Genomic DNA, 20,568 nt, shown 5'->3' with positions numbered 1-20,568 from the left:
CCTACCCGAGTGCCCATGAACGAACAGTTGCAGCCCCTCAAGAAACAACCGCGAGCTGGCAAGGCCGGTCGCAGTGGAACCCAGGATGATATCGTCTACGCGCATATTTTCGAGGCTATCCTCGAACAACGCCTGGCGCCCGGTACCAAATTGAGTGAAGAAGCACTGGGCGAAATCTTCGGCGTCAGCCGCACCATCATTCGCCGCGCGCTGTCGCGTCTGGCCCATGAAGGCGTGGTGCTGCTGCGGCCCAATCGCGGTGCGGTGGTCGCAAGTCCAAGTGTTGATGAGGCGCGACAGGTATTCCTGGCCCGGCGTCTGGTAGAAAAGGCAATCACTGAACTGGCGGTGCAGCACGCCACGGCCGAGGAGTTGGCCCAGTTGCGGCAGATGGTCAACGACGAGCGCGACAGCTTTTCCCGCGGTGATCGTGGTGCCGGTATCCGTCTTTCAGGCGAGTTCCACTTGAAACTGGCCGAGGCGGCGAAGAATGCACCGTTGATTAGCTTCCAGCGCAGCCTGGTGTCCCAGACGTCGCTGATCATCGCCCAGTATGAAAGCGGCAACCGTTCGCACTGTTCCTACGATGAACACACCCAACTGATCGATGCCATCCAAGCGCGGGATGCGATATTGGCCGTGAACCTGATGATGCATCACATGGATCACATAGACAGCAAGCTCAACCTCGACGAGGAGAGCGCGTCGGATGATCTGCATGCGGTGTTCTCGCATTTGTTGCAGACCAAGAAGCCAGGGCGCTCGTCCGTAAAATTGTAAATCCGATCAAAAATGTGGGAGCGGGCTTGCTCCCACATTTGGTTTGTGGTGTCTGCTAAATCAACGCTGATGCACCAGTTGTCCCGCCGCATAGGTCTGCAACACCGCCCGATCATCCCCCAGCGTCATCAATACAAACAGCGTCTCGGCAATGGTATTGGCCTGCTTCAGGCGATAGCTGAGCAGCGGCGTGGCGTTGTAGTCCAGCACCAAAAAGTCTGCATCGGTGCCCGGTTGCAAGGTGCCGATCTTGTCATCCAGCCGCAGTGCCCGCGCACCGCTCAAGGTCGCCAGGTACAACGACTTGAACGGACTCAACCGCGCCCCTTGCAACTGCATCACCTTGTACGCCTCGTTCAGCGTCTGCAGCAGCGAGAAACTGGTGCCGCCGCCCACATCGGTACCCAGGCCGACATTCAGCTTGTGCTTCTCGGCCATCGGCAGATTGAACAAGCCGCTACCGAGGAAGAGGTTCGAGGTCGGGCAGAACGCTACCGCTGAACCCGCCTGCGCCAGCCGCGCACATTCGTCGTCGCACAAGTGCACACCGTGGGCGAACACCGAGCGCTCTCCTAGCAGTTTGTAATGGTCGTACACATCCAGATAACCGTTGCGCTCCGGGAATAGCTCCTTGACCCATTCGACCTCTTGCAAGTTTTCACTGATGTGAGTCTGCATGTACAAATCTGGATATTCCCCCAGTAACTGGCCGGCCAGTGTCAGTTGCTCAGGCGTACTGGTTGGTGCGAAACGTGGCGTCACCGCGTAGTGCAAACGGCCTTTGCCATGCCAGCGCTCGATCAGCGCCTTGCTTTCCTGGTAGCCGGATTCGGCCGTGTCGGTCAGATAGTCCGGCGCATTGCGGTCCATCATTACCTTGCCGGCGATCATGCGCAGGTCGAGTTTCTCGGCAGCTTCAAAAAACGAGTTCACTGATTGCGGGTGCACGCTGCCGAATACCAGGGCGGTGGTGGTGCCGTTGCGCAGCAGCTCCTTGATGAAAATATCCGCGACTTCTTCGGCATGGGCCTTGTCGGCGAATTGGCTTTCGCAAGGGAAAGTGTAGGTGTTGAGCCAATCCAGCAACTGCTCGCCATAGGCGCCGACCATGCCGGTTTGTGGCAGGTGGATATGGGTGTCGATCAGGCCGGGGGTGATCAGCGCGTCCTGATAATGGGTGACTTCGATATCGGCGGGCAGGCTGGCGAGTAATTCGCTGGCATGGCCCAGGGCGCTGATCTGGCCGTTGTCGATGACCAGCAGGCCGTCTTCGAAATACTCATAGGAGGCGTCGATGCCCACTTCAGCGGGATCGGCGATGCTGTGCAGAATGGCGGCACGGTAGGCTTTGCGAGTCAAAGGCATGGTCGTCTCAATTTGTGGCTTTTTAATTAGCAGCATGGCTGCGGCGCGAGGCCGGCAGCAGTTTTGCAATGGGTTCGGCACTGGCAGTGTGCTGGCCGAAATTGGCGTTATAGGTGGCGATGATTTCGCCGGCGATGGAGATGGCGATTTCCACAGGTAATTTGCCTTTGACCTCGCCCAGACCCATCGGGCAGCGCATGCGTTGTAGTTGCGCGGTGTCAAAGCCACGATCGCGCAGGCGATGTTCAAATTTGACCCGTTTGGTCTTCGAGCCGATCAGACCGAAGTAGGCAAAGTCATTGCGCTTGAGCAGGGCAGCGGTCAGCTCCAGGTCGAGTTGGTGATTGTGGGTCATGACGATGCAGTAACTGCCCACAGGCAGGGTGTCGATTTCATCCACAGGCTCTTCGGCGACGATTTTACGCACGCCCAGGGGGATGTGCTCCGGGAATTCCTGCTCCCGCGAATCAATCCAGCGCACCCGGCACGGCAGGCTGGCCAGCAGCGGCACCAGGGCGCGGCCGACATGCCCGGCGCCGAATACGGCGATTTGCGCCTGCACCTGGCCCATGGGTTCAAACAGCAGCACGGTCACGCCGCCGCAGCATTGGCCCAGGCTGGCGCCGAGGCTGAAGCGCTCCAGATGGGTGTTCTGCTGGCCACGGGTGAGCATGTCCCGGCCGATCTGCATCGCCTTGTATTCCAGGTGGCCGCCGCCGATGGTGTCAAAGGTCTGGGCTGCGCTGATGACCATCTTCGAGCCGGCATTGCGCGGCGTCGAGCCGAGCTCTTCGATGATGGTCACCAGCACGCAGGGCTCACCCTGGTGTTGCAGGTCGGCGAGGGCGCTGATCCAGTTGTTCATGGTCACCTCCGTTCAGAGCGAAGCCAATTCGGTTTCAGTTTCCACAGCCTTCGCTGCCTTCAACTGGCGCATCTGCTCACACCCCCACAACACCCGCTCCGGCGTTGCCGGTGCATCAATCTTCGGCTGATGGCGGTAGTCACCGAGGCTCGCTACGGCATCCTTTATCGCACACCAGGACGCAATGCCGAGCATGAACGGCGGCTCCCCCACGGCCTTGGAGTGAAACACCGTGTCTTCCGGGTTCTTGCGGTTTTCCACCAGTTTTACTCGCAGGTCCAGCGGCATGTCCGCCACCGCCGGAATTTTGTAGCTTGCCGGGCCGTTGGTCATCAGCTTGCCTTTGTTATTCCAGACAAGCTCTTCCATCGTCAGCCAGCCCATGCCCTGGATAAAACCGCCTTCCACCTGGCCGATGTCGATGGCCGGGTTCAGCGAAGCGCCGACATCATGAAGGATGTCGGTGCGCAGCATTTTGTATTCACCGGTCAGGGTATCGACGATCACCTCGCAACAGGCCGCGCCGAACGCGTAGTAATAGAACGGCCGACCCCGCGCCTGGCTGCGATCGTAGAAGATTTTTGGGGTCTTGTAGAATCCGGTGCTGGACAGCGACACCTGGCCGAAATACGCCTGCTGGATCAGCGTTTCGAAGGTGAGGATATGCTCGCGCACCCGGACATGCCCGTTGTGGAATTCGACGTCCGCCTCACTGACTTCATACTTGCGCGCGGCAAATTCCACCAGCCGTTGTTTGATGATTTCGGCGGCGTTCTGTGCGGCCTTGCCATTCAGGTCGGTACCGCTGGAGGCAGCGGTAGGCGAGGTGTTTGGCACCTTGTCGGTATTGGTGGCGGTGATCTGTACTCGGTCAATGTCGACCTGGAATACCTCGGCCACCACTTGCGCGACCTTGGTGTTCAAACCCTGGCCCATCTCGGTGCCGCCGTGGTTCAGGTGGATGCTGCCGTCGGTGTAGATGTGGATCAAGGCGCCTGCCTGGTTGAGGAAGCTGGCGGTGAACGAAATGCCGAATTTTACTGGCGTGAGTGCGAGGCCTTTTTTCAGGATCGGGCTGTCTGCGTTGTAGCGGCGGATCGCTTCGCGGCGCTCAAGGTATTGGCTGCTGGCCTCCAGTTCCGCAGTCATCTCTTCGAGCATATTGTGCTCGACAGTCTGGTAGTAGTGGGTGACGTTGCGCTCGGTCTTGCCGTAGTAGTTGACCTTGCGCACCGCCAGCGGGTCGAGGGCCAGATGGCGAGCGATGGCGTCCATCACTTCTTCAATGGCGACCATGCCCTGTGGGCCGCCGAACCCGCGATAAGCTGTATTGGAGGCGGTGTTGGTCTTGCAACGATGGCCGTTGATGGTGGCGTCGCCCAGGTAATATGAGTTGTCGGCGTGGAACATGGCACGGTCGACAATCGACGCCGACAGGTCCGGCGAGCAACCGCAGTTGCCGGCCAGTTCCAGCTGGATGCCGTGTAGGCGGCCGCGGTCGTCGAAACCCACGTCGTATTCGATATAGAAGGGGTGGCGCTTACCGGTCATCAGCATGTCTTCGACCCGGGGCAGGCGCATCTTGGTCGGCTGGCCGGTGAGGTGTGCGACCACCGCGCACAGGCACGCCGGGCTGGCGGCCTGGGTTTCCTTGCCGCCGAAACCGCCACCCATGCGGCGCATGTCGACCACGATCTTGTTCATCGACACGTCCAGCACTTCGGCCACCAGCTTCTGCACTTCGGTGGGGTTTTGCGTGGAGCAGTAGACGATCATGCCGCCGTCTTCGGTGGGCATCACCGAGGAAATCTGGGTTTCCAGGTAGAAGTGTTCCTGGCCGCCGATGTGCAGCGAGCCTTGAATGCGGTGTTCGGCAGTGGCCAAGGCGCCGGCTGAATCGCCGCGCTGGTGAGTGTGGCTGTCCAGTACAAAATGGCGTTTGCGCAGGGCTTCTACCACGTCCAGCACCGGCTCCAGGTCTTCGTATTCGATGATCGCGGCCATGGCCGCCTTGCGCGCAGTTTCCAGGTCGCGAGCAGCGACAGCCAGCACCGGTTGTCCAACGAATTGCACATCATCAATCGCCAGCAGCGGGTCGCCGGGCAGTAGCGGGCCGATGTCTTTCAGGCCCGGTACATCTTTGTGGGTGATGACGATGCGCACGCCTTCGAAGGCGTAGCAGGGCGCGGTGTTGATGCTGATGATTCTGGCGTGGGCGCGGTCGGAAAGGCGCGCATACAGGTGCAACTGATTGGGGAATTCCAGGCGGTCATCAATGTACTGCGCTTCGCCCGAGACGTGCTTGGCAGCGCTGTCGTGCTTGACGCTGCGGCCGACTCCGGTGGTCAGGTCCTTGGCAAACAGTTCGGCGAGTTCAGCTTGGGATTTTTCCACGGCGTGATGGTTAGACATAAGCGGTCACCCGAGTCTCGATGTGCGGCGTTTGCAGTTCGATGAAGTATTTGCGCAGCAGGTTTTGTGCGCTGAGCAGGCGGTATTCCTTGCTGGCGCGAAAGTCCGACAGCGGGGTGAAATCCTCGGCCAGGGCCGAGCAGGCTTTTTCCAGCGTCGCCGAACTCCATACGGAGCCGATCAATACGGTCTCACAGTTTTTTGCCCGTTTTGGGGTGGCTGCCATGCCGCCAAAGGCGACCCGGGCATCGGCGATCACACCGTTATCAATGCGCAGGTTAAAGGCGGCGCACACGGCGGAAATATCATCGTCCAGGCGTTTGGAGACCTTGTAGGCGCGAAACAGCTGCTCGGTGCTGGCGCGAGGCACGATGATCTTCTCGATGAATTCGCTGTCCTGGCGCGCGGTGACCCGGTAGTCGATGAAGTAGTCTTCCAGGGCCAGGGTACGGCGGGTCTCGCCCTTGCACAGTACGATCTGCGCACCGAGGGCGATCAGCAGTGGTGGCGAGTCACCAATGGGCGAGGCGTTGCCGATGTTGCCGCCCAGAGTGCCTTGGTTGCGGATTTGCAGGGAGGCGAAGCGGTGCAACAGTTCGCCGAAGTCGGGGTATTCATTATTCAGTGCGCTATAGCAGTCGGACAGCGACGTTGCCGCGCCGATTTCCAGGCGGTCGTCGAAGGTCTCGATGCGTTTCATTTCTTCAATATTGCCGACGTAGATCATCACCGGCAGCACACGGTGGAACTGGGTGACTTCCAGCGCCAGGTCGGTACCGCCAGCCAGCAGGCGGGCTTGCGGGTAGGCGTCGTAGAGGTCGGCCAAATCGGCGACGGTCAGCGGTACCAGGCAGCGTTTGTCGCCGCAGTTCAATTCACCGGTCTGGGTCGGAGCAATGCTCTTGAGGCGGGCGATGGTCTCGGCTTGGCGGCTGTCGAACTGGTCCTGGGGCTTGTTGCAGCAGGCTTGTTTGGCGGCGGCGAGAATGGGGCGATAGCCGGTGCAACGGCACAGGTTGCCAGCGAGAGCTTCGTTAGCCTTCTGGCTGTCGGGGGCGTCGCTGTTCTTTTGCAGCGCGAACAGTGACATCACAAAGCCGGGGGTGCAGAAGCCGCATTGCGAGCCGTGGCATTCGACCATGGCTTTTTGCACGCTGTGCAACTGGCCCTGGTGCTTGAGGTCTTCGACGCTGATCAGTTGTTTGCCATGCAGGGACGAGACAAAGGTCAGGCATGAGTTGAGACTGCGATAACGAATCTGCTCGGTGCCCCGGTCATCGGTGTGCAACTCGCCGACCACCACGGTACAGGCGCCACAGTCGCCGCTTGCGCAGCCTTCCTTGGTACCGGATTTGCCCAGGTGCTCACGCAGGTAGTTGAGCACAGTCAGGTTCGGGTCCAGGGCATGCTCGCTATGGAGCTCCTGGTTTAGTAAAAACTGGATCACGGAAGGCCTCGCAGACTCATTATTGTTGTTAACCGCTTTGCGCCGAATCTAGTCATGTCTGACTTTTCGGTCAACGATTTTCTGACCGTAAGGTCAAGAAAATGCGATTTCAACCTGTTTAATTATGGTCCAGATCTCTGGAGCCGCCGTTTTTGGGAGCTTCTGGGCTTTAACGATTGCTTATTTCATGCCAAATTCGGATCGGTGGGCCCTGCGCCATTAGCAGGCATTTGCGCTACACTGCCGCGCTTGTCTCGATAGAAGATTTTGAAGGGAAAACATGACGTTCAAGGCGCCGGATAGTCTTGCCGAGCAAATCGCTCACCACCTCGCCGAACGTATCATTCGCGGCGACCTCAAGCCTGGGGAGCGGATCCAGGAGCAGAAGGTCACACTGGCGCTCAATGTCAGCCGTGGTTCCGTGCGCGAAGCGTTGCTGATCCTTGAGCGGCGGCACTTGATCGCCATCCTGCCGCGCCGTGGCGCCCACGTCACTGAACTCACCGCCCACAAGGTGCAGAGCCTGTGTACGTTGATGGGCGAGCTGTACATCCTGCTGGGTAACGCAGTAGCCGAAGGCTGGCAGACCCAGGCCGACATGGCGCCGTTCGTGCAGATCCAGCAACGCTTGGTGAGCAGTTTCGAGCACCAGGACATCCGTGCCTTCGTTGAAGAAAGCTTCAACGTGATGCGCGCCGCCTATCCCTTCGCCAACAATCCGTATTTGCAGGAAACCGTCGAGAACCTGCAGCCGGCGATGAACCGCGCCTATTACCTGGCCCTGGATCAGCGCAAGGCAGAAATGAGCGAGTACCTGGCGCTGTTCGAGCAGTTGCTCGCCGCTGTATTGGCCCGTGACCTGCCGCAGATTCGCATGGTGCTCTCCGCTTATGGCCAGCGCAGTTGCTCGCTGGTCATTACTGCCCTGGCGGATGCCTAAGCGTGCGGCTCAAGTGCATCAAACTGGCGGGGTTCAAATCCTTCGTCGACCCGACCACGGTGAACTTCCCCAGTAACATGGCGGCAGTGGTGGGGCCCAATGGCTGCGGCAAGTCGAATATCATCGACGCCGTACGCTGGGTGATGGGCGAGAGCTCTGCAAAAAACCTGCGTGGCGAGTCGATGACCGACGTCATCTTCAATGGCTCCACCAGTCGTAAACCGGTGAGCCAGGCCAGCATCGAACTGGTGTTCGACAACTCCGACGGCACGCTGGTCGGTGAGTACGCCGCCTACGCGGAAATCTCCATTCGCCGCAAAGTGACCCGCGACAGCCAGAACAGTTACTTCCTCAACGGCACCAAGTGTCGGCGCCGGGACATTACCGACATCTTCCTTGGCACCGGCCTGGGCCCGCGCAGCTATTCGATCATCGAGCAGGGGATGATCTCCAAGCTAATCGAAGCCAAGCCTGAAGACCTGCGTAACTTTATCGAGGAAGCGGCCGGCATCTCCAAGTACAAGGAGCGCCGCCGCGAGACCGAAAACCGCATTCGCCGTACCCACGAAAACCTCGCCCGCCTGAGTGACTTGCGCGAAGAGCTTGAGCGTCAGCTTGAGCGTCTGCACCGCCAGGCTCAGGCCGCCGAGAAGTATCAGGAATACAAGGGCGAAGAACGCCAGCTCAAGGCCCAGTTGTCGGCGCTGCGCTGGCAGGCTTTAAACGAGCAGGTCGGCCAGCGCGAAGCGACCATCGGCACCCAGGAAATCAGCTTCGAGGCCCTGGTGGCCGAGCAACGCAACGCCGACGCCAGTATTGAGCGCCTGCGAGACGGTCACCATGACCTGTCTGAACGCTTCAATCTGGTGCAGGGGCGCTTCTATTCGGTGGGCGGTGACATCGCCAGGGTCGAACAGAGTATCCAGCACGGTCAGCAACGTTTGCGTCAGTTGCAGGAAGACTTGAAAGAGTCCGAGCGCGCCCGGCTGGAAACTGAATCCCACTTGGGCCACGACCGCACCTTGCTGCTGACCCTTGGCGAAGAGCTGGGCATGCTCACCCCCGAGCAGGAAGTCACCAGCGCCGCCGCCGAAGAAGCCGCCGCGACCCTGGAAGAATCAGAGACCACCATGCACGTTTGGCAAGAGCAGTGGGACGCCTTCAACCTGCGCTCCGCCGAACCGCGCCGACAGGCCGAGGTGCAGCAGTCGCGCATCCAGCAACTGGAAGCCAGCATGGAGCGCCTGGGCGAGCGCCAGCGTCGCCTGGGGGAAGAGCGCGTGTTACTCGCCGCCGACCCGGAGGACGCGGCGATCCTGGAGCTGAGCGAGCAATTGGCCGCCAGTGAAATGACCCTTGAAGAGCTGGAAGCCAGCGAAGAACAGCAGGTGGAGCGCCTGGAGCAACTGCGTCAGCAGCTGCAACAGGCGACTCAGGCGCAGCAGCAGGCCCAAGGCGACTTGCAGCGGCTTAACGGTCGATTGGCATCTCTTGAGGCATTGCAGCAAGCGGCACTGGACCCGGGCACCGGCACCGCCGAATGGCTGCGCGATCAGCATCTGGCCGAGCATGCGCGTTTGGCCGAAGGCTTGAAGGTTGAGGCCGGTTGGGAGCTGGCGGTGGAAACCGTGCTCGGCGCCGATCTGCAAGCGGTGTTGGTGGATGATTTTGGCGGTTTCGACTTGGCAGGTTTTGCCCAGGGTGATTTGCGCTTGCTCAGTCCGGCGGCGGACGGTGCGCGTGTGCCCGGCAGCCTGCTGGAAAAGGTCGAGGCGGCAATTGACCTGTCACCCTGGCTCGGTCAGGTCAAACCGGTGGAAACCCTTGAGCAAGCCTTGGCCTTGCGCGGCCAGTTGGCCAACGGCGAAAGCCTGATCAGCCGTGACGGCTACTGGATCGGCCGGCACTTCTTGCGGGTGCGTCGTGCCAGCGAAGCGGAAAGCGGCGTGCTGGCCCGAGGTCAGGAAATCGTCAATCTGATCGCCGAACGCGAAGAGCACGAAGCCACTCTCGAAACGCTGGAAAGCCAACTGCAAACCCTGCGCGCCACCCAGCGCCAGCAAGAGACCGGCCGCGAACACTTGCGTCGGTTATTGCAGGACGAAGCGCGCCAGCAAGGCGAATTGAAAGCCCAGCTGTCGGCGAGCAAGGCCAAGGTCGAGCAACTGACTTTGCGCCGCATCCGTCTTGATGAAGAAGTGGCCGAGATGGGCGAGCAGCGCGCCCTGGAACACGAACAAGTCGGTGAAGCACGCCTGCAATTGCAGGAAGCCCTCGACAGCATGGCACTGGACACTGAGCAACGCGAGTTGCTGCTGGCCCAGCGCGACAGCCTGCGCGAGCGCCTGGATCGGGTGCGTCAGGAGGCTCGCCAACACAAGGATCACGCCCATCAACTGGCGGTGCGCCTGGGTTCCTTGCGGGCACAACACGACTCCACGCGCCAGGCCCTTGAACGTCTAGAGATGCAGTCCGAGCGCCTGACCGAAAAGCGCGAGCAACTGAGCCTTAATCTGGAGGAGGGCGAAGCCCCGTTGGAAGAACTGCGGCTCAAGCTTGAAGAGTTGCTCGACAAGCGCATGACCGTCGACGAAGAACTCAAGACCGCACAAATCGCCCTGGAAGATGCCGACCGCGAACTGCGGGAAGCTGAAAAACGCCGGACCCAGGCTGAGCAACAATCACAACTGATCCGTGGCCAGCTCGAACAGCAGCGCATGGAATGGCAGGCGCTGACGGTGCGGCGCAAAACCCTGCAAGACCAGTTGCTGGAAGACGGTTACGACCTGCACGGCGTCCTCGCCACCTTGACTGTCCAGGCCAACGAGAAAGAGGCCGAGGAAGAACTTGAACGAATTGCTGCACGTATTCAAAGACTGGGGGCGATCAACCTCGCTGCCATCGATGAGTATCAGCAGCAGTCCGAACGCAAACGTTATCTGGACGCCCAGGACGCAGACCTGGTGGAAGCCCTCGATACCCTGGAAAACGTGATCCGCAAGATCGACAAGGAAACCCGTAACCGCTTCAAAGATACCTTTGATCAGATTAATAGCGGTTTACAGGCCTTATTCCCAAAAGTTTTCGGTGGCGGCAACGCTTACTTGGAACTGACGGGCGAAGATCTACTCGATACAGGGGTGACGATCATGGCGCGGCCTCCGGGCAAGAAGAACAGCACTATCCATTTGTTGTCCGGCGGCGAGAAGGCCCTGACCGCATTGGCGCTGGTATTTGCTATCTTCAAGTTGAACCCGGCGCCGTTTTGCATGCTCGACGAAGTTGACGCCCCGCTGGATGACGCTAACGTTGGACGGTATGCCCGACTGGTTAAAGAGATGTCCCAGACGGTGCAGTTCATCTATATCACCCACAACAAGATCGCCATGGAGATGGCTGATCAACTGATGGGGGTGACAATGCATGAACCGGGTTGTTCGCGGTTGGTGGCAGTGGATGTCGAAGAAGCGATGGCGATGGTGGACGCCTAGCGGCGAGCTGTTAGTTTCAAGCCGCAAGCTGCAAGTGAGTTGGCTTGAAGCCTGTAGCTTAGGGCTTGTAGCTCTCAGTTGGCGCCTGCTGTAGGAGATTGCCTATGTTGTCGAAAAGATGGCAAATCGACACAATTTGCGCCAACTGTGTAAAGTTATCTTTGGTCGTGCTAGTTTAATGTCAATTTATAGTATGCGTGGGCAAAACGTCATTCAGAACATAGAGTTGGCGCCACGTTTTAAAGCGGTTTGCACGGTGCTAAACCCCTTATTTTTCAGCATTTTTTATAGAGGCAAGGGATTACATGGAAATCGGTCTGCGCGAGTGGCTGATCGTCATCGGCATTATTGTCATTGCCGGTATTCTTTTTGATGGCTGGCGCCGGATGCGTGGCGGCAAGGGCAAGTTGAAATTCCGTCTGGATAGAAACCTGTCCAATTTGTCGGACGATGACAGCGGTACCGAATTGCTGGGGCCGCCCCGTGTCCTGGATACCCATAAAGAACCGCAACTGGACGAGCACGATCTGCCGTCGATGAACGCTCCCGTTCGGGAGCCAACAGGTAAGCGTGGCAAGCGTGGTGGCGAACCTCACCAGGGCGACCTGAACCTGAATCTCGACCTGGATGGTGGCCCGAGCATCAGCAGCCGCGACGACGATTTTCCGGACGAAGGCCAGCCGAAAAGCAGCCATCGTGAATCGGTGAAGGATCAGCCAGCCGCCGAAGAAGTTCTAGTGATCAGCGTGATCTGCCGTGACGCCGCCGGCTTCAAAGGCCCGGCCTTGTTGCAAAATATTCTGGAAAGTGGCCTGCGTTTTGGCGAGATGGATATTTTCCACCGCCACGAAAGCATGGCTGGCAACGGCGAAGTGCTGTTCTCCATGGCCAACGCGGTCAAGCCGGGCATCTTTGATCTGGACGATATCGACCATTTCAGCACCCCGGCGGTGAGCTTCTTCCTCGGCCTGCCAGGCCCGCGTCACCCCAAGCAGGCGTTCGACGTCATGGTGGCCGCAGCCCGTAAGCTGTCCCAGGAACTCAATGGCGAACTCAAGGACGACCAACGCAGCGTCCTGACCGCCCAGACCATCGAACACTACCGTCAGCGCATCGTCGAGTTCGAGCGTCGTGCCCTGACACAGAAACGCTGAGGCTTACCCCTCGGCGTTGTCGATAGAATAAGCGCACTAACATATTGAGCAGCTTCGGCTGCTCTTTTGCTTTATGAGAGAACACCCATGACCGCCGCCCATACCCGCATCCTCGAACTGCGCGCTGAACTGGATCAGCACAACTACCGTTACCACGTCCTCGACGAACCGAGCATTCCGGACGCCGAGTACGACCGGCTGTTCCACGAGCTCAAGGCATTGGAAGCCGAGCACCCGGATTTGGTAACCCGTGATTCGCCCACCCAGCGAGTCGGCAGCGCGGCGTTGTCAGCCTTCACTCAGGTGCGTCACGAAATCCCGATGCTCAGCCTGGGCAACGCCTTCGATGAAAGCACCATGCTGGAATTCGATCGCCGGGTAACCGAAGGCCTGGACCTGCCGGTGGGTGATCTGTTTGGCGGTGGAGCGGCGGTGGAATATAGCTGCGAGCCAAAGCTCGATGGCCTGGCGGTCAGCCTGCTGTATCAGGAGGGTGAGCTGGTGCGCGGCGCCACGCGTGGCGACGGTACTACTGGCGAAGACATCAGCGTCAACGTGCGCACCGTGCGCAATATTCCGCTCAAGTTGCAAGGCAAGGGCTGGCCGGCGACCCTGGAAGTGCGCGGCGAAGTGTTCATGTCCAAGGCCGGTTTCGAGCGGCTGAACGCCACGCAATTGGAAGTCGGCGGCAAGACCTTCGCCAACCCGCGCAACGCCGCCGCCGGCAGCCTGCGTCAGTTGGACTCGAAGATCACTGCCAGCCGCCCGCTGGAGTTCTGCTGCTATGGCCTCGGCCAGGTGACTGCCGATATCAGTGACACTCATATCGGCAACCTGCAGCAACTGCAAAAGTGGGGCATGCCCATCAGCCATGAGCTGAAGTTGGCCAAAGGTATCCAGGAATGCCTGGACTACTACCGCGATATCGGCGAGCGCCGTAATTCCTTGCCTTATGAAATTGACGGCGTGGTGTTCAAGGTCAACAGCCTCTCTTCCCAGCGTGAACTAGGCTTTCGCGCCCGGGAACCGCGTTGGGCGATTGCCCATAAATTCCCGGCGCTGGAAGAGCTCACCGAGCTGCTGGACGTTGAATTTCAGGTCGGCCGCACCGGCGCCGTGACGCCGGTGGCTCGCCTGAAACCGGTCAAGGTTGCTGGCGTGACAGTGTCGAACGCGACGTTGCACAACATGGACGAAGTGGCGCGCCTGGGCTTGATGATCGGCGACACAGTGATCATCCGTCGTGCCGGTGACGTGATTCCGCAGGTGGTTTCGGTGGTGGCCGAGCGTCGCCCGGAAAATGCCCGTGCGGTGCAGATTCCCGAGCGTTGCCCGGTGTGCGGTTCCCACGTCGAGCGTACGCAACTGGTTAAGCGCAGCAAGGGCAAGGAAACCATCAGCGAAGGTGCGGTGTACCGATGCGTTGGCCGGCTGGCCTGTGGTGCGCAGCTCAAACAGGCGATTATCCATTTTGTCTCTCGACGAGCCATGGACATTGATGGCCTGGGCGACAAGACCATTGAGCAGTTGGTGAATGAGAAACTGATCGGCTCGCCGGCGGACCTGTACAAGCTCAAGTACGAGCAGATCATCGATCTGGAAGGCTTTGCCGATGTCTCCAGCAAAAAACTGATCACCGCCATCGAAAACAGCAAGGCACCGACTCTGGCGCGGTTTATCTACGCCCTTGGCATTCCCGATGTCGGCGAGGAGACCGCCAAGGTGCTCGCTCGCTCCCTGGCCTCCCTTGAGCGCGTTCAGCAGGCGTTGCCGGAAGTGCTGACGTACTTGCCGGATGTTGGCCTGGAAGTGGCCCATGAAATCCATAGCTTCTTTGAAGACCGCCATAACCGGGAAGTCATTGGCGCCTTGCTGTCCAAGGACGAGTGCGGGCTGGAGTTGCAGGAGCAGGGCGACCTGAGCGCCGAGTTTGCGGCGAGTACCACGTTGGGCGGTCTGCTGGACAAGCTGCACGTGCCCTCGGTAGGTCCGGGCGCTGCGCAGAAACTGGCGGACAAGTTTGGCTCCCTGGATGGGGTGATCAAGGCCGATTGGCTGGACATGCGCCAGGCGTTGCCGGAGAAGCAGGCCAAGGCCGTGCGCGATTTCTTCGACATCGAAGAAAATGCCCGCCGGGCGTTGGCCATTGAGCAGCAGCTCAAGGACTTCGGTATGCACTGGCAGAGTGAAAAGAAAGTCGTCGAAGGCTTGCCTGAAGCGAGGCACACCTGGGTGCTCACCGGCTCCCTGGAGCTGATGAGTCGCGATGTCGCCAAGGAGAAGCTGGAAAGCCTTGGCGCCAAGGTGGCGGGTTCGGTGTCGGCGAAAACCCATTGCGTGGTAGCGGGGCCTGGGGCGGGCTCGAAGCTGGCCAAGGCCAGCGAGCTGGGGTTGAAGGTGTTGGATGAAGAGGCGTTCGTGGGGTTTTTGGCCAGGCACAACATCACCGTCTGATGTCTTTTGTTGCGAGGGGGCTTGCCCCCGTTGGGTTGCGTAGCAGCCCCAAAACCCAGCATCGAGTTCTGTCTGAAAAAAACTCGGTGACTTTATTAGGGCCGCTACGCAGCCCAGTGGGGGCAAGCCCCCTCGCTACAGGAAGTCCGCTTGTCACAAGTAATCGGTATTGAATAAAAACTGGAACGATTAGCGCATAACCATGATCTAGTCTTGGCATGTCCCAGGGAGAGATTGCCATGTACCGCTTCTTCGAGCAGCTCAGTTCGCGCATTGCTGCGCCGTTCATGGTCGAGCAGTCGCGCAACAGCAAGGTCTGGCAGTGTCGCTGTGGGCAGTCGCTGTTTTTTCGTAACAGCCAATGCCTGGCTTGTTCGGCATTGCTTGGGTATCAGCCGGAGCAGAGCCGGCTGTCGTCTCTCACGCCTGGGCCGTACGCTGGGACGTGGCAGTTGGATGCCGAGCCTGACTGTGGGTTGTTTCGCCGCTGCGCCAACCTCGACACCCCGGCCGCCTGCAACTGGCTGCTGCCCACCGATAACGGCCAAACCTTATGCGTGGCTTGCAGCCTGAACCGCACAATTCCCGACTTGTCGATCCCGGAGAACGCCGAGCGCTGGCGCAAAGTGGAAACCGCCAAGCGCCGTTTGGTGGCGCAACTCATCAGCTTGGGCCTGCAGGTCATTCCCAAGGCGGCCGATGAAGGCGCCGGCCTGTTTTTCGATTTTGTCGGCATCGACCTGGAAGGTAATGCACCCACCACCGGTCATGCCAACGGCCTTATCACCCTCGATATCAAGGAGGCCGACGATGCCCATCGCGAGAGTATTCGCGTGCAGATGCGCGAGCCCTACCGCACCTTGCTCGGTCACTTGCGCCATGAAGTGGGTCATTACTATTGGGATCGGCTGATCGTCAACGATCATTGGTTGGAGCCCTTCCGCCGGTTGTTCGGCGACGAGCGTGCCAGTTATGCCGACGCCCTGGATCATTACTATCAAAACGGCCCGCGCCCGGACTGGCAGCAAACCTGCGTCAGCGCCTACGCCACCATGCACCCCTGGGAAGACTGGGCAGAAACCTGGGCCCATTACCTGCACATGATGGATGCAGTGGACACGGCGCTGGGCTTTGGTATGAGCGCACGGGAGATGGACCTGGACTATCAGCCTTTTCCCCTTGGCACCCTCTACGATCCAGAGCATCCCGGCGCCGTGGCGTTCCTGTCGTTCGTCAATGCGTGGATCGAATTGGCGGCAATGCTCAACGAGCTATCACGCAGCATGGGGCAGCCGGATTTCTACCCGTTCGTGTTGCCACCGGCGGTGATTGCCAAGCTGCACTTTATCCACTTGGTGATCCAGCAAGAGGGTGGCAGGGCGGATGAGGTATTGCAGGCGCAATAACACAGCCGCGGGCAAGTGCTTGAGCCCCAACATTTTTTAATCCGGTGCAACGGTTGTAACTTCCGATCAGATCGGTACAATGGCGCGGCTTGCCGAGAGGCGAGTGTCGTTATGGTGACTCCATCGGTCCCCCCGCAACGATTACCCGTGAACCTGGTCAGAGCCGGAAGGCAGCAGCCACAGCGGGAACATTGTGTGCCGGGGTGTGGCTGGTGGGGTTGCCTCCATAACGTCCGCCCATGAGCGGATGTCGCTACAAAGCCGTACCCTGCGGTAAATCTCAAAAAATACTTTTCAATAACTTCGCTGATGCTCTCTGCGTAGTCATTTTGCGTGTCTGTCGTTTACCCACCGACGCAGCTCGACGGGTGCCTGAGTCAACTGGCGGCGCGTTAGCCGAACGTCTCCCGCAGCAACCCGGCGAATGCATCCCGGGCCAGGTGGCGCTGGGTGTCCTTGTGCCAGAACAGAAGATTGTCGACGGCCGCCAGTTCGTCAAAACGATAGGAAGTGAGCTGGTTGCTCTGTTCGTAACGGGCAAGGATGCCTTCCGGTGCCAGCGCTACGCCAACGCCAGCGCTGACGCAGCCGATGATCGTGCCCCAACTGGCATAGCTGGCGATGGCCGGCTTGATGTCGTGGGGTTTGAGCCAGTTTTCCAGGGCTGCTCGGTAAGGACAGCCCGGCGGCCAGACCAGCAAGGTGCGCCCTGCCAGGTCCCGTGCGTCCTTAATGGGGGCGCTGGTACTGCTTGCGATCAGCACCAGGCGTTCGCTGTAGACCACGCTCTGTTCGAGTTTTGGTCGTTTGGCCCCGGCGGCCACCAGGGCAGCATCGAGGCGATGGTGCTGCAAGTCATCGAGCAATTGCGACCAGGCGCCGGTGACCAGTTCTAGGGTCACCTCTGGATAACGCCGATGGTATTCGGCAAGTAATGGAGGCAGGCGGCCGCTGGCGCTGGATTCCACTGCGCCGATGCGCAATTTGCCGCGGGGGATGGCGTTGCTGTCGACGGCGCGTTTGGACTCCTCCACCAGGGCGAGAATACGCTCGCAGTAATCAAGGAACACTTCGCCTGCAGCGCTGATCGCCAACCCGCGTCCGGCACGAATAAACAGCGCCGTGCCCAGTTCGCTTTCCAGCTGCTTGATGCGCGTGGTGATGTTGGACGGTACGCAGTGCAGTTGCAGGGCGGCCTGGGCCACGCTGCCGGTTTGCGCCACGGCTCTCACCATCTTCAGTTGCGCCAGTTCCATCGCTCAGTTCCAGTGATTACAGAAGTCAGAATCGGTTAATTGTCCTGCGCCTTGCGCAGGGCAAGACTGACGGCGTTCCCATTCTGTTTCTGGACGCCATCGATGAATGCCCCGTCACCCGTAAAGCTTACGCTAGTCACCGCCAGCGTGATCCTCTGTTGGGCCTATTCACCCATCGGTATTCATTTGGGATTGCACAGCTACAGTCCTGGTCAGTTGGCCTTGTTGCGATTTTTGATTGCGTCGGTGTTCATGGCGGGCGTGGCGCTGGTTGTGCGCATTGATCGGCCGCGACTGCGGGATCTGCCGTGGCTGCTGGTGCTGGGTTTTTTCGGGATATTCCTGCATCACCTCTGCCTTAACGTTGGTCAGCAATGGGTCACGGCGGCGGCTTCCAGTGTGTTGGCGCAGTCAGTTCCGTTGTTCAGTGTGTTGGTGGCGTTTTTCTGTTTGAAGGAAGTGGTAAGTGGCTGGCGCTGGGGCTGTGTGTTGCTGGGGCTACTCGGAGTGTTAGTGGTGATCTGGGGCGATCATGGTGTAGGTGAGATCGACCCGCGCGGCCTGCTGATCTTGCTGGCGGCAATCTCCTGGAGTTTCTATTTTGCCATCCAGAAGCACTATTCCCGTCGCTACAGTCCGCTGACCAGCGTGTGCTACACGGTCTGGTCGGGGGCGTTGCTGCTTTGTTTCTATTTGCCCGGCCTGCCTGAGGCCGTGAGCCAGGCGCCGCTGCGGGTCAACCTGGCGGTGCTGGTGCTGGGTGTCTTCCCCAGCGCCCTGGCGTACCTGGCCTGGGCCTTTGTGTTAAAGCACGTTGAGGTCAGTCGCGCTTCGGTGGCCTTGTACCTGGTGCCGCCGGTGGCAATGGTGATGGCAGCGACGATGCTCGGCGAGCAGGTTTCCCTGCGGGTGCTGCTGGGCGGCCTGATCGTGTTGGTCAGTGTCGGCGCCATCAGCCTGGAAGGGCGCTGGCGAAGAAGAGCCAGTAAAGGCGTTGCCCAGCCTCAGCAAGTCTAGGGGGCTGTCCGGTCAGTTCATGTCAGGAGTCTTTAAGAAAAGAGCAGGCAGCGTAAGCTGCCTGCTCTTTTTATTACGGACGCTTCTGTTACGAGCTCTAAGGCTTGGACAAGGCCTGGTCTACCGCCGCAATCAGCTTTCCCAGATCATTCGGGGTGGCTTTTTGAATGACACCAAACAGATAAGCGCGCTGTTCATCCTCGTCGACCAGGTCTGCGAAAAAGACTTTCAGCTTCACTTCCAGCGCCTCTGCGAACAAGAACAGAGCCTCCACGCTGGGTGTATAGGTGCCGGTTTCGAAGCGGCTGATGGTTTTAGGGTCAAAACCGGTTTTTTCACCTAGTTCAGCCTGAGTAAGCCCTGCGACCTTGCGGTAACGTCTGATGGCTGGACCCAAACTTGAAATGTGCATCGCTCAATTCCCATTTAGAATCAAGAACTTAACGATAAATATTTGGATTAGACAACCGCTTGTACCATCACCTTTTCTTGCAAAATGTGATGTAATTCGTAGAATCAACATTTAGGACAAGTATTTAGTGGTCTCGTTTCAGAAGGCAGGTTTATGAAACAGGAAATCATTGTGCTCTCCTCGTTCACATAAATCGGACGCTTGGCAGGGACTTTAACGTCGCTCGTCAGCGCCACGCAGCATCCCGCCTCCCGTGCCAGATACCTGAATTCAAGCCTAGTTGATCTTCGTCGAATCAACGGTGAATCGCTGGGCAAAATCTTGGGTTTTCCGTCGATTGTGGCCAACTCGCCGATTGACGGCACAGCCTGTCTGGAAATACGAATCCGCCTGCGGGGCCTACCCGGCCGTCGGCAGAGCGATCGAACGCTGTCCATGGAGCTTTAACGTGCGTCTCAACTTGCCGGTCACCGCTGTTGAACAGACTTTTGGGGAGCAGCAACGGCTAATTTCCGCAACTGACGTCAACAGCCACATTACTTACTGCAACGCCGAGTTTGCCGCCATGAGCGGCTTTACCCAGGCGGAGCTGATCGGCAGCCCCCACAACCTGGTGCGCCATCCGGACATGCCGCCCGCAGTGTTCGAGCTGATGTGGAGTTACCTCAAGGCCGGTCACAGTTGGATGGGCGCCTGGGCTCAGCAGCGTCTGGGGCGACAGCTCGAACAGATTGTTCAGCACACACCCAACACCTTTTCCGATCCCATCAGTGCGTTGACCTACAGCGATGCGTTGGGCCCGGCTGCGCAGTTGGAAATGATCCTGATCAGCGAAGACGCGCGCTTGAAAACCGCCCTCACGCGCCTCAGCGACCTGGCCAGCCAAATGGCTGAAGCAGCCGCCGATTCCAGCGTGCTGTCGAGCAATACCGAGTCAGCCTTGTTGGAGCAACGCGCCGAAACTGACATGACCGCCGCCGCCATGACCGAAATGGCCGCCTCCATTGCCGAAGTCGCCGTGCATGTGCAGCAGACCGCCGGCGAAGCTCACACCGCCAATACCTTGGCCGAACAGGGCAGCGAGGTGGCCGGGACCTCCCGTGAGGCTATCCAGCTGCTGGCCGGTACCGTCACCCAGATCAACCAGGCTGTCGGCAATCTGGCCGGGCAGACTCAGGAAATTCGCGTGGCTGCGAGCATGATTCAGGCAATCGCCGATCAGACCAATCTGCTGGCCCTCAACGCTGCCATCGAAGCCGCACGGGCTGGCGAGCAGGGTCGCGGTTTTGCCGTGGTAGCCGATGAAGTGCGGGCGCTGGCGGGCAAGACCCGTGAGTCGACCCAGCAGATCCAGGGCATCATTCAGAACCTGCGGGCCGCCGCCTCCCAGGAGCAATCCCACGTCGCCGAGGAAGTTTCGCAACAAATCAACAACGTCGCCGCCACGGTGCAAAAGACAGCGGGCAATGCCAACGCTGCAGTCACCCGTGGCCGGGAACTTGAAAGCATCTCTTCCGGGTTGCGTGCCCTGGTCGAACGGTTCAACCGCTAGCCACCCAGAGCCTGACT

At 59.4% G+C, this 20,568-nt stretch carries 14 protein-coding genes and 1 other RNA gene; 9 read left to right on the top strand and 6 right to left on the bottom strand.

What is annotated here, in order from left to right; all coding sequences use genetic code 11:
- Nucleotides 1-15 precede the first annotated feature (15 nt).
- Complete coding sequence (locus tag FQ182_RS06990) at nt 16-780, top strand: GntR family transcriptional regulator (RefSeq protein ID WP_149412844.1); 765 nt, start codon at nt 16-18, stop codon at nt 778-780.
- Nucleotides 781-840: 60 nt separating this feature from the next.
- Here FQ182_RS06990 and guaD read toward each other — a convergent pair whose 3' ends face one another.
- From guaD to xdhA, 4 genes are read right to left on the bottom strand one after another with little or no spacing between them, the layout of a single operon-like run.
- A complete protein-coding gene (gene guaD, locus FQ182_RS06985; protein ID WP_149412845.1) occupies nt 841-2,145 on the bottom strand; it encodes a guanine deaminase in 1,305 nt (434 codons plus the stop codon).
- 22 nt (nt 2,146-2,167) lie between these two features.
- Nucleotides 2,168-3,010 (bottom strand): xanthine dehydrogenase accessory protein XdhC, encoded by an 843-nt coding sequence (gene xdhC / locus FQ182_RS06980; protein ID WP_149412846.1) that lies wholly within the window; start codon nt 3,008-3,010, stop codon nt 2,168-2,170.
- A 12-nt stretch (nt 3,011-3,022) separates the two neighbouring features.
- Nucleotides 3,023-5,422, bottom strand: a complete 2,400-nt coding sequence (xdhB, locus tag FQ182_RS06975; RefSeq protein ID WP_149412847.1) for a xanthine dehydrogenase molybdopterin binding subunit — start codon at nt 5,420-5,422, stop codon at nt 3,023-3,025.
- Entirely contained in the window at nt 5,415-6,869 is a 1,455-nt protein-coding gene (gene xdhA / locus FQ182_RS06970) for a xanthine dehydrogenase small subunit (RefSeq protein WP_149412848.1), read from the bottom strand. The genes xdhB and xdhA overlap by 8 nt, the downstream gene beginning before the upstream one ends.
- A gap of 280 nt (nt 6,870-7,149) precedes the next feature.
- Between xdhA and FQ182_RS06965 the strand changes: the two genes are divergently transcribed.
- The 6 genes from FQ182_RS06965 (at nt 7,150) to ffs (ending at nt 16,532) form a co-directional block, all read left to right on the top strand.
- Nucleotides 7,150-7,809 carry a GntR family transcriptional regulator gene (locus FQ182_RS06965; protein WP_149412849.1) on the top strand — a complete coding sequence of 220 codons (660 nt, stop codon included), beginning with the start codon at nt 7,150-7,152 and terminating at the stop codon, nt 7,807-7,809.
- 2 nt (nt 7,810-7,811) lie between these two features.
- Nucleotides 7,812-11,300, top strand: coding sequence for a chromosome segregation protein SMC (gene smc / locus FQ182_RS06960; RefSeq protein ID WP_149412850.1), 3,489 nt, complete (start codon nt 7,812-7,814; stop codon nt 11,298-11,300).
- A 305-nt stretch (nt 11,301-11,605) separates the two neighbouring features.
- The gene (gene zipA, locus FQ182_RS06955) at nt 11,606-12,454 is read left to right on the top strand and encodes a cell division protein ZipA (RefSeq protein ID WP_149412851.1); all 849 of its coding nucleotides are present in this window, start codon (nt 11,606-11,608) and stop codon (nt 12,452-12,454) included.
- 87 nt (nt 12,455-12,541) lie between these two features.
- Nucleotides 12,542-14,908 (top strand): NAD-dependent DNA ligase LigA, encoded by a 2,367-nt coding sequence (ligA, locus tag FQ182_RS06950; protein ID WP_149412852.1) that lies wholly within the window; start codon nt 12,542-12,544, stop codon nt 14,906-14,908.
- A 239-nt stretch (nt 14,909-15,147) separates the two neighbouring features.
- Nucleotides 15,148-16,314 (top strand): putative zinc-binding metallopeptidase, encoded by a 1,167-nt coding sequence (locus tag FQ182_RS06945; protein ID WP_149412853.1) that lies wholly within the window; start codon nt 15,148-15,150, stop codon nt 16,312-16,314.
- A gap of 121 nt (nt 16,315-16,435) precedes the next feature.
- An RNA gene (gene ffs, locus FQ182_RS06940) (signal recognition particle sRNA small type) lies at nt 16,436-16,532 on the top strand.
- A gap of 174 nt (nt 16,533-16,706) precedes the next feature.
- Here the strand turns inward: ffs and FQ182_RS06935 are convergent.
- Nucleotides 16,707-17,570, bottom strand: a complete 864-nt coding sequence (locus FQ182_RS06935) for a LysR family transcriptional regulator (protein WP_149412854.1) — start codon at nt 17,568-17,570, stop codon at nt 16,707-16,709.
- Between the two features lie 102 nt (nt 17,571-17,672).
- Here FQ182_RS06935 and FQ182_RS06930 point away from each other — a divergent pair, with 102 nt between their 5' ends.
- Complete coding sequence (locus FQ182_RS06930) at nt 17,673-18,587, top strand: DMT family transporter (protein ID WP_149412855.1); 915 nt, start codon at nt 17,673-17,675, stop codon at nt 18,585-18,587.
- Nucleotides 18,588-18,684: 97 nt separating this feature from the next.
- On the opposite strand, the gene FQ182_RS06925 is transcribed toward FQ182_RS06930, so the two are convergent.
- Nucleotides 18,685-18,999, bottom strand: coding sequence for a helix-turn-helix domain-containing protein (locus tag FQ182_RS06925; RefSeq protein ID WP_149412856.1), 315 nt, complete (start codon nt 18,997-18,999; stop codon nt 18,685-18,687).
- Between the two features lie 448 nt (nt 19,000-19,447).
- On the opposite strand from FQ182_RS06925, the gene FQ182_RS06920 reads away from it, so the two are divergent.
- Entirely contained in the window at nt 19,448-20,551 is a 1,104-nt protein-coding gene (locus tag FQ182_RS06920) for a methyl-accepting chemotaxis protein (protein WP_149412857.1), read from the top strand.
- Nucleotides 20,552-20,568: the final 17 nt, after the last annotated feature.

It is taken from the genome of Pseudomonas sp. ANT_H4 (assembly GCF_008369295.1).
Taxonomy (GTDB): Bacteria; Pseudomonadota; Gammaproteobacteria; order Pseudomonadales; family Pseudomonadaceae; genus Aquipseudomonas.
The sequence above is the reverse complement of the archived record's forward strand: the minus strand, read 5'-3'. Positions and strand labels throughout refer to the sequence as shown.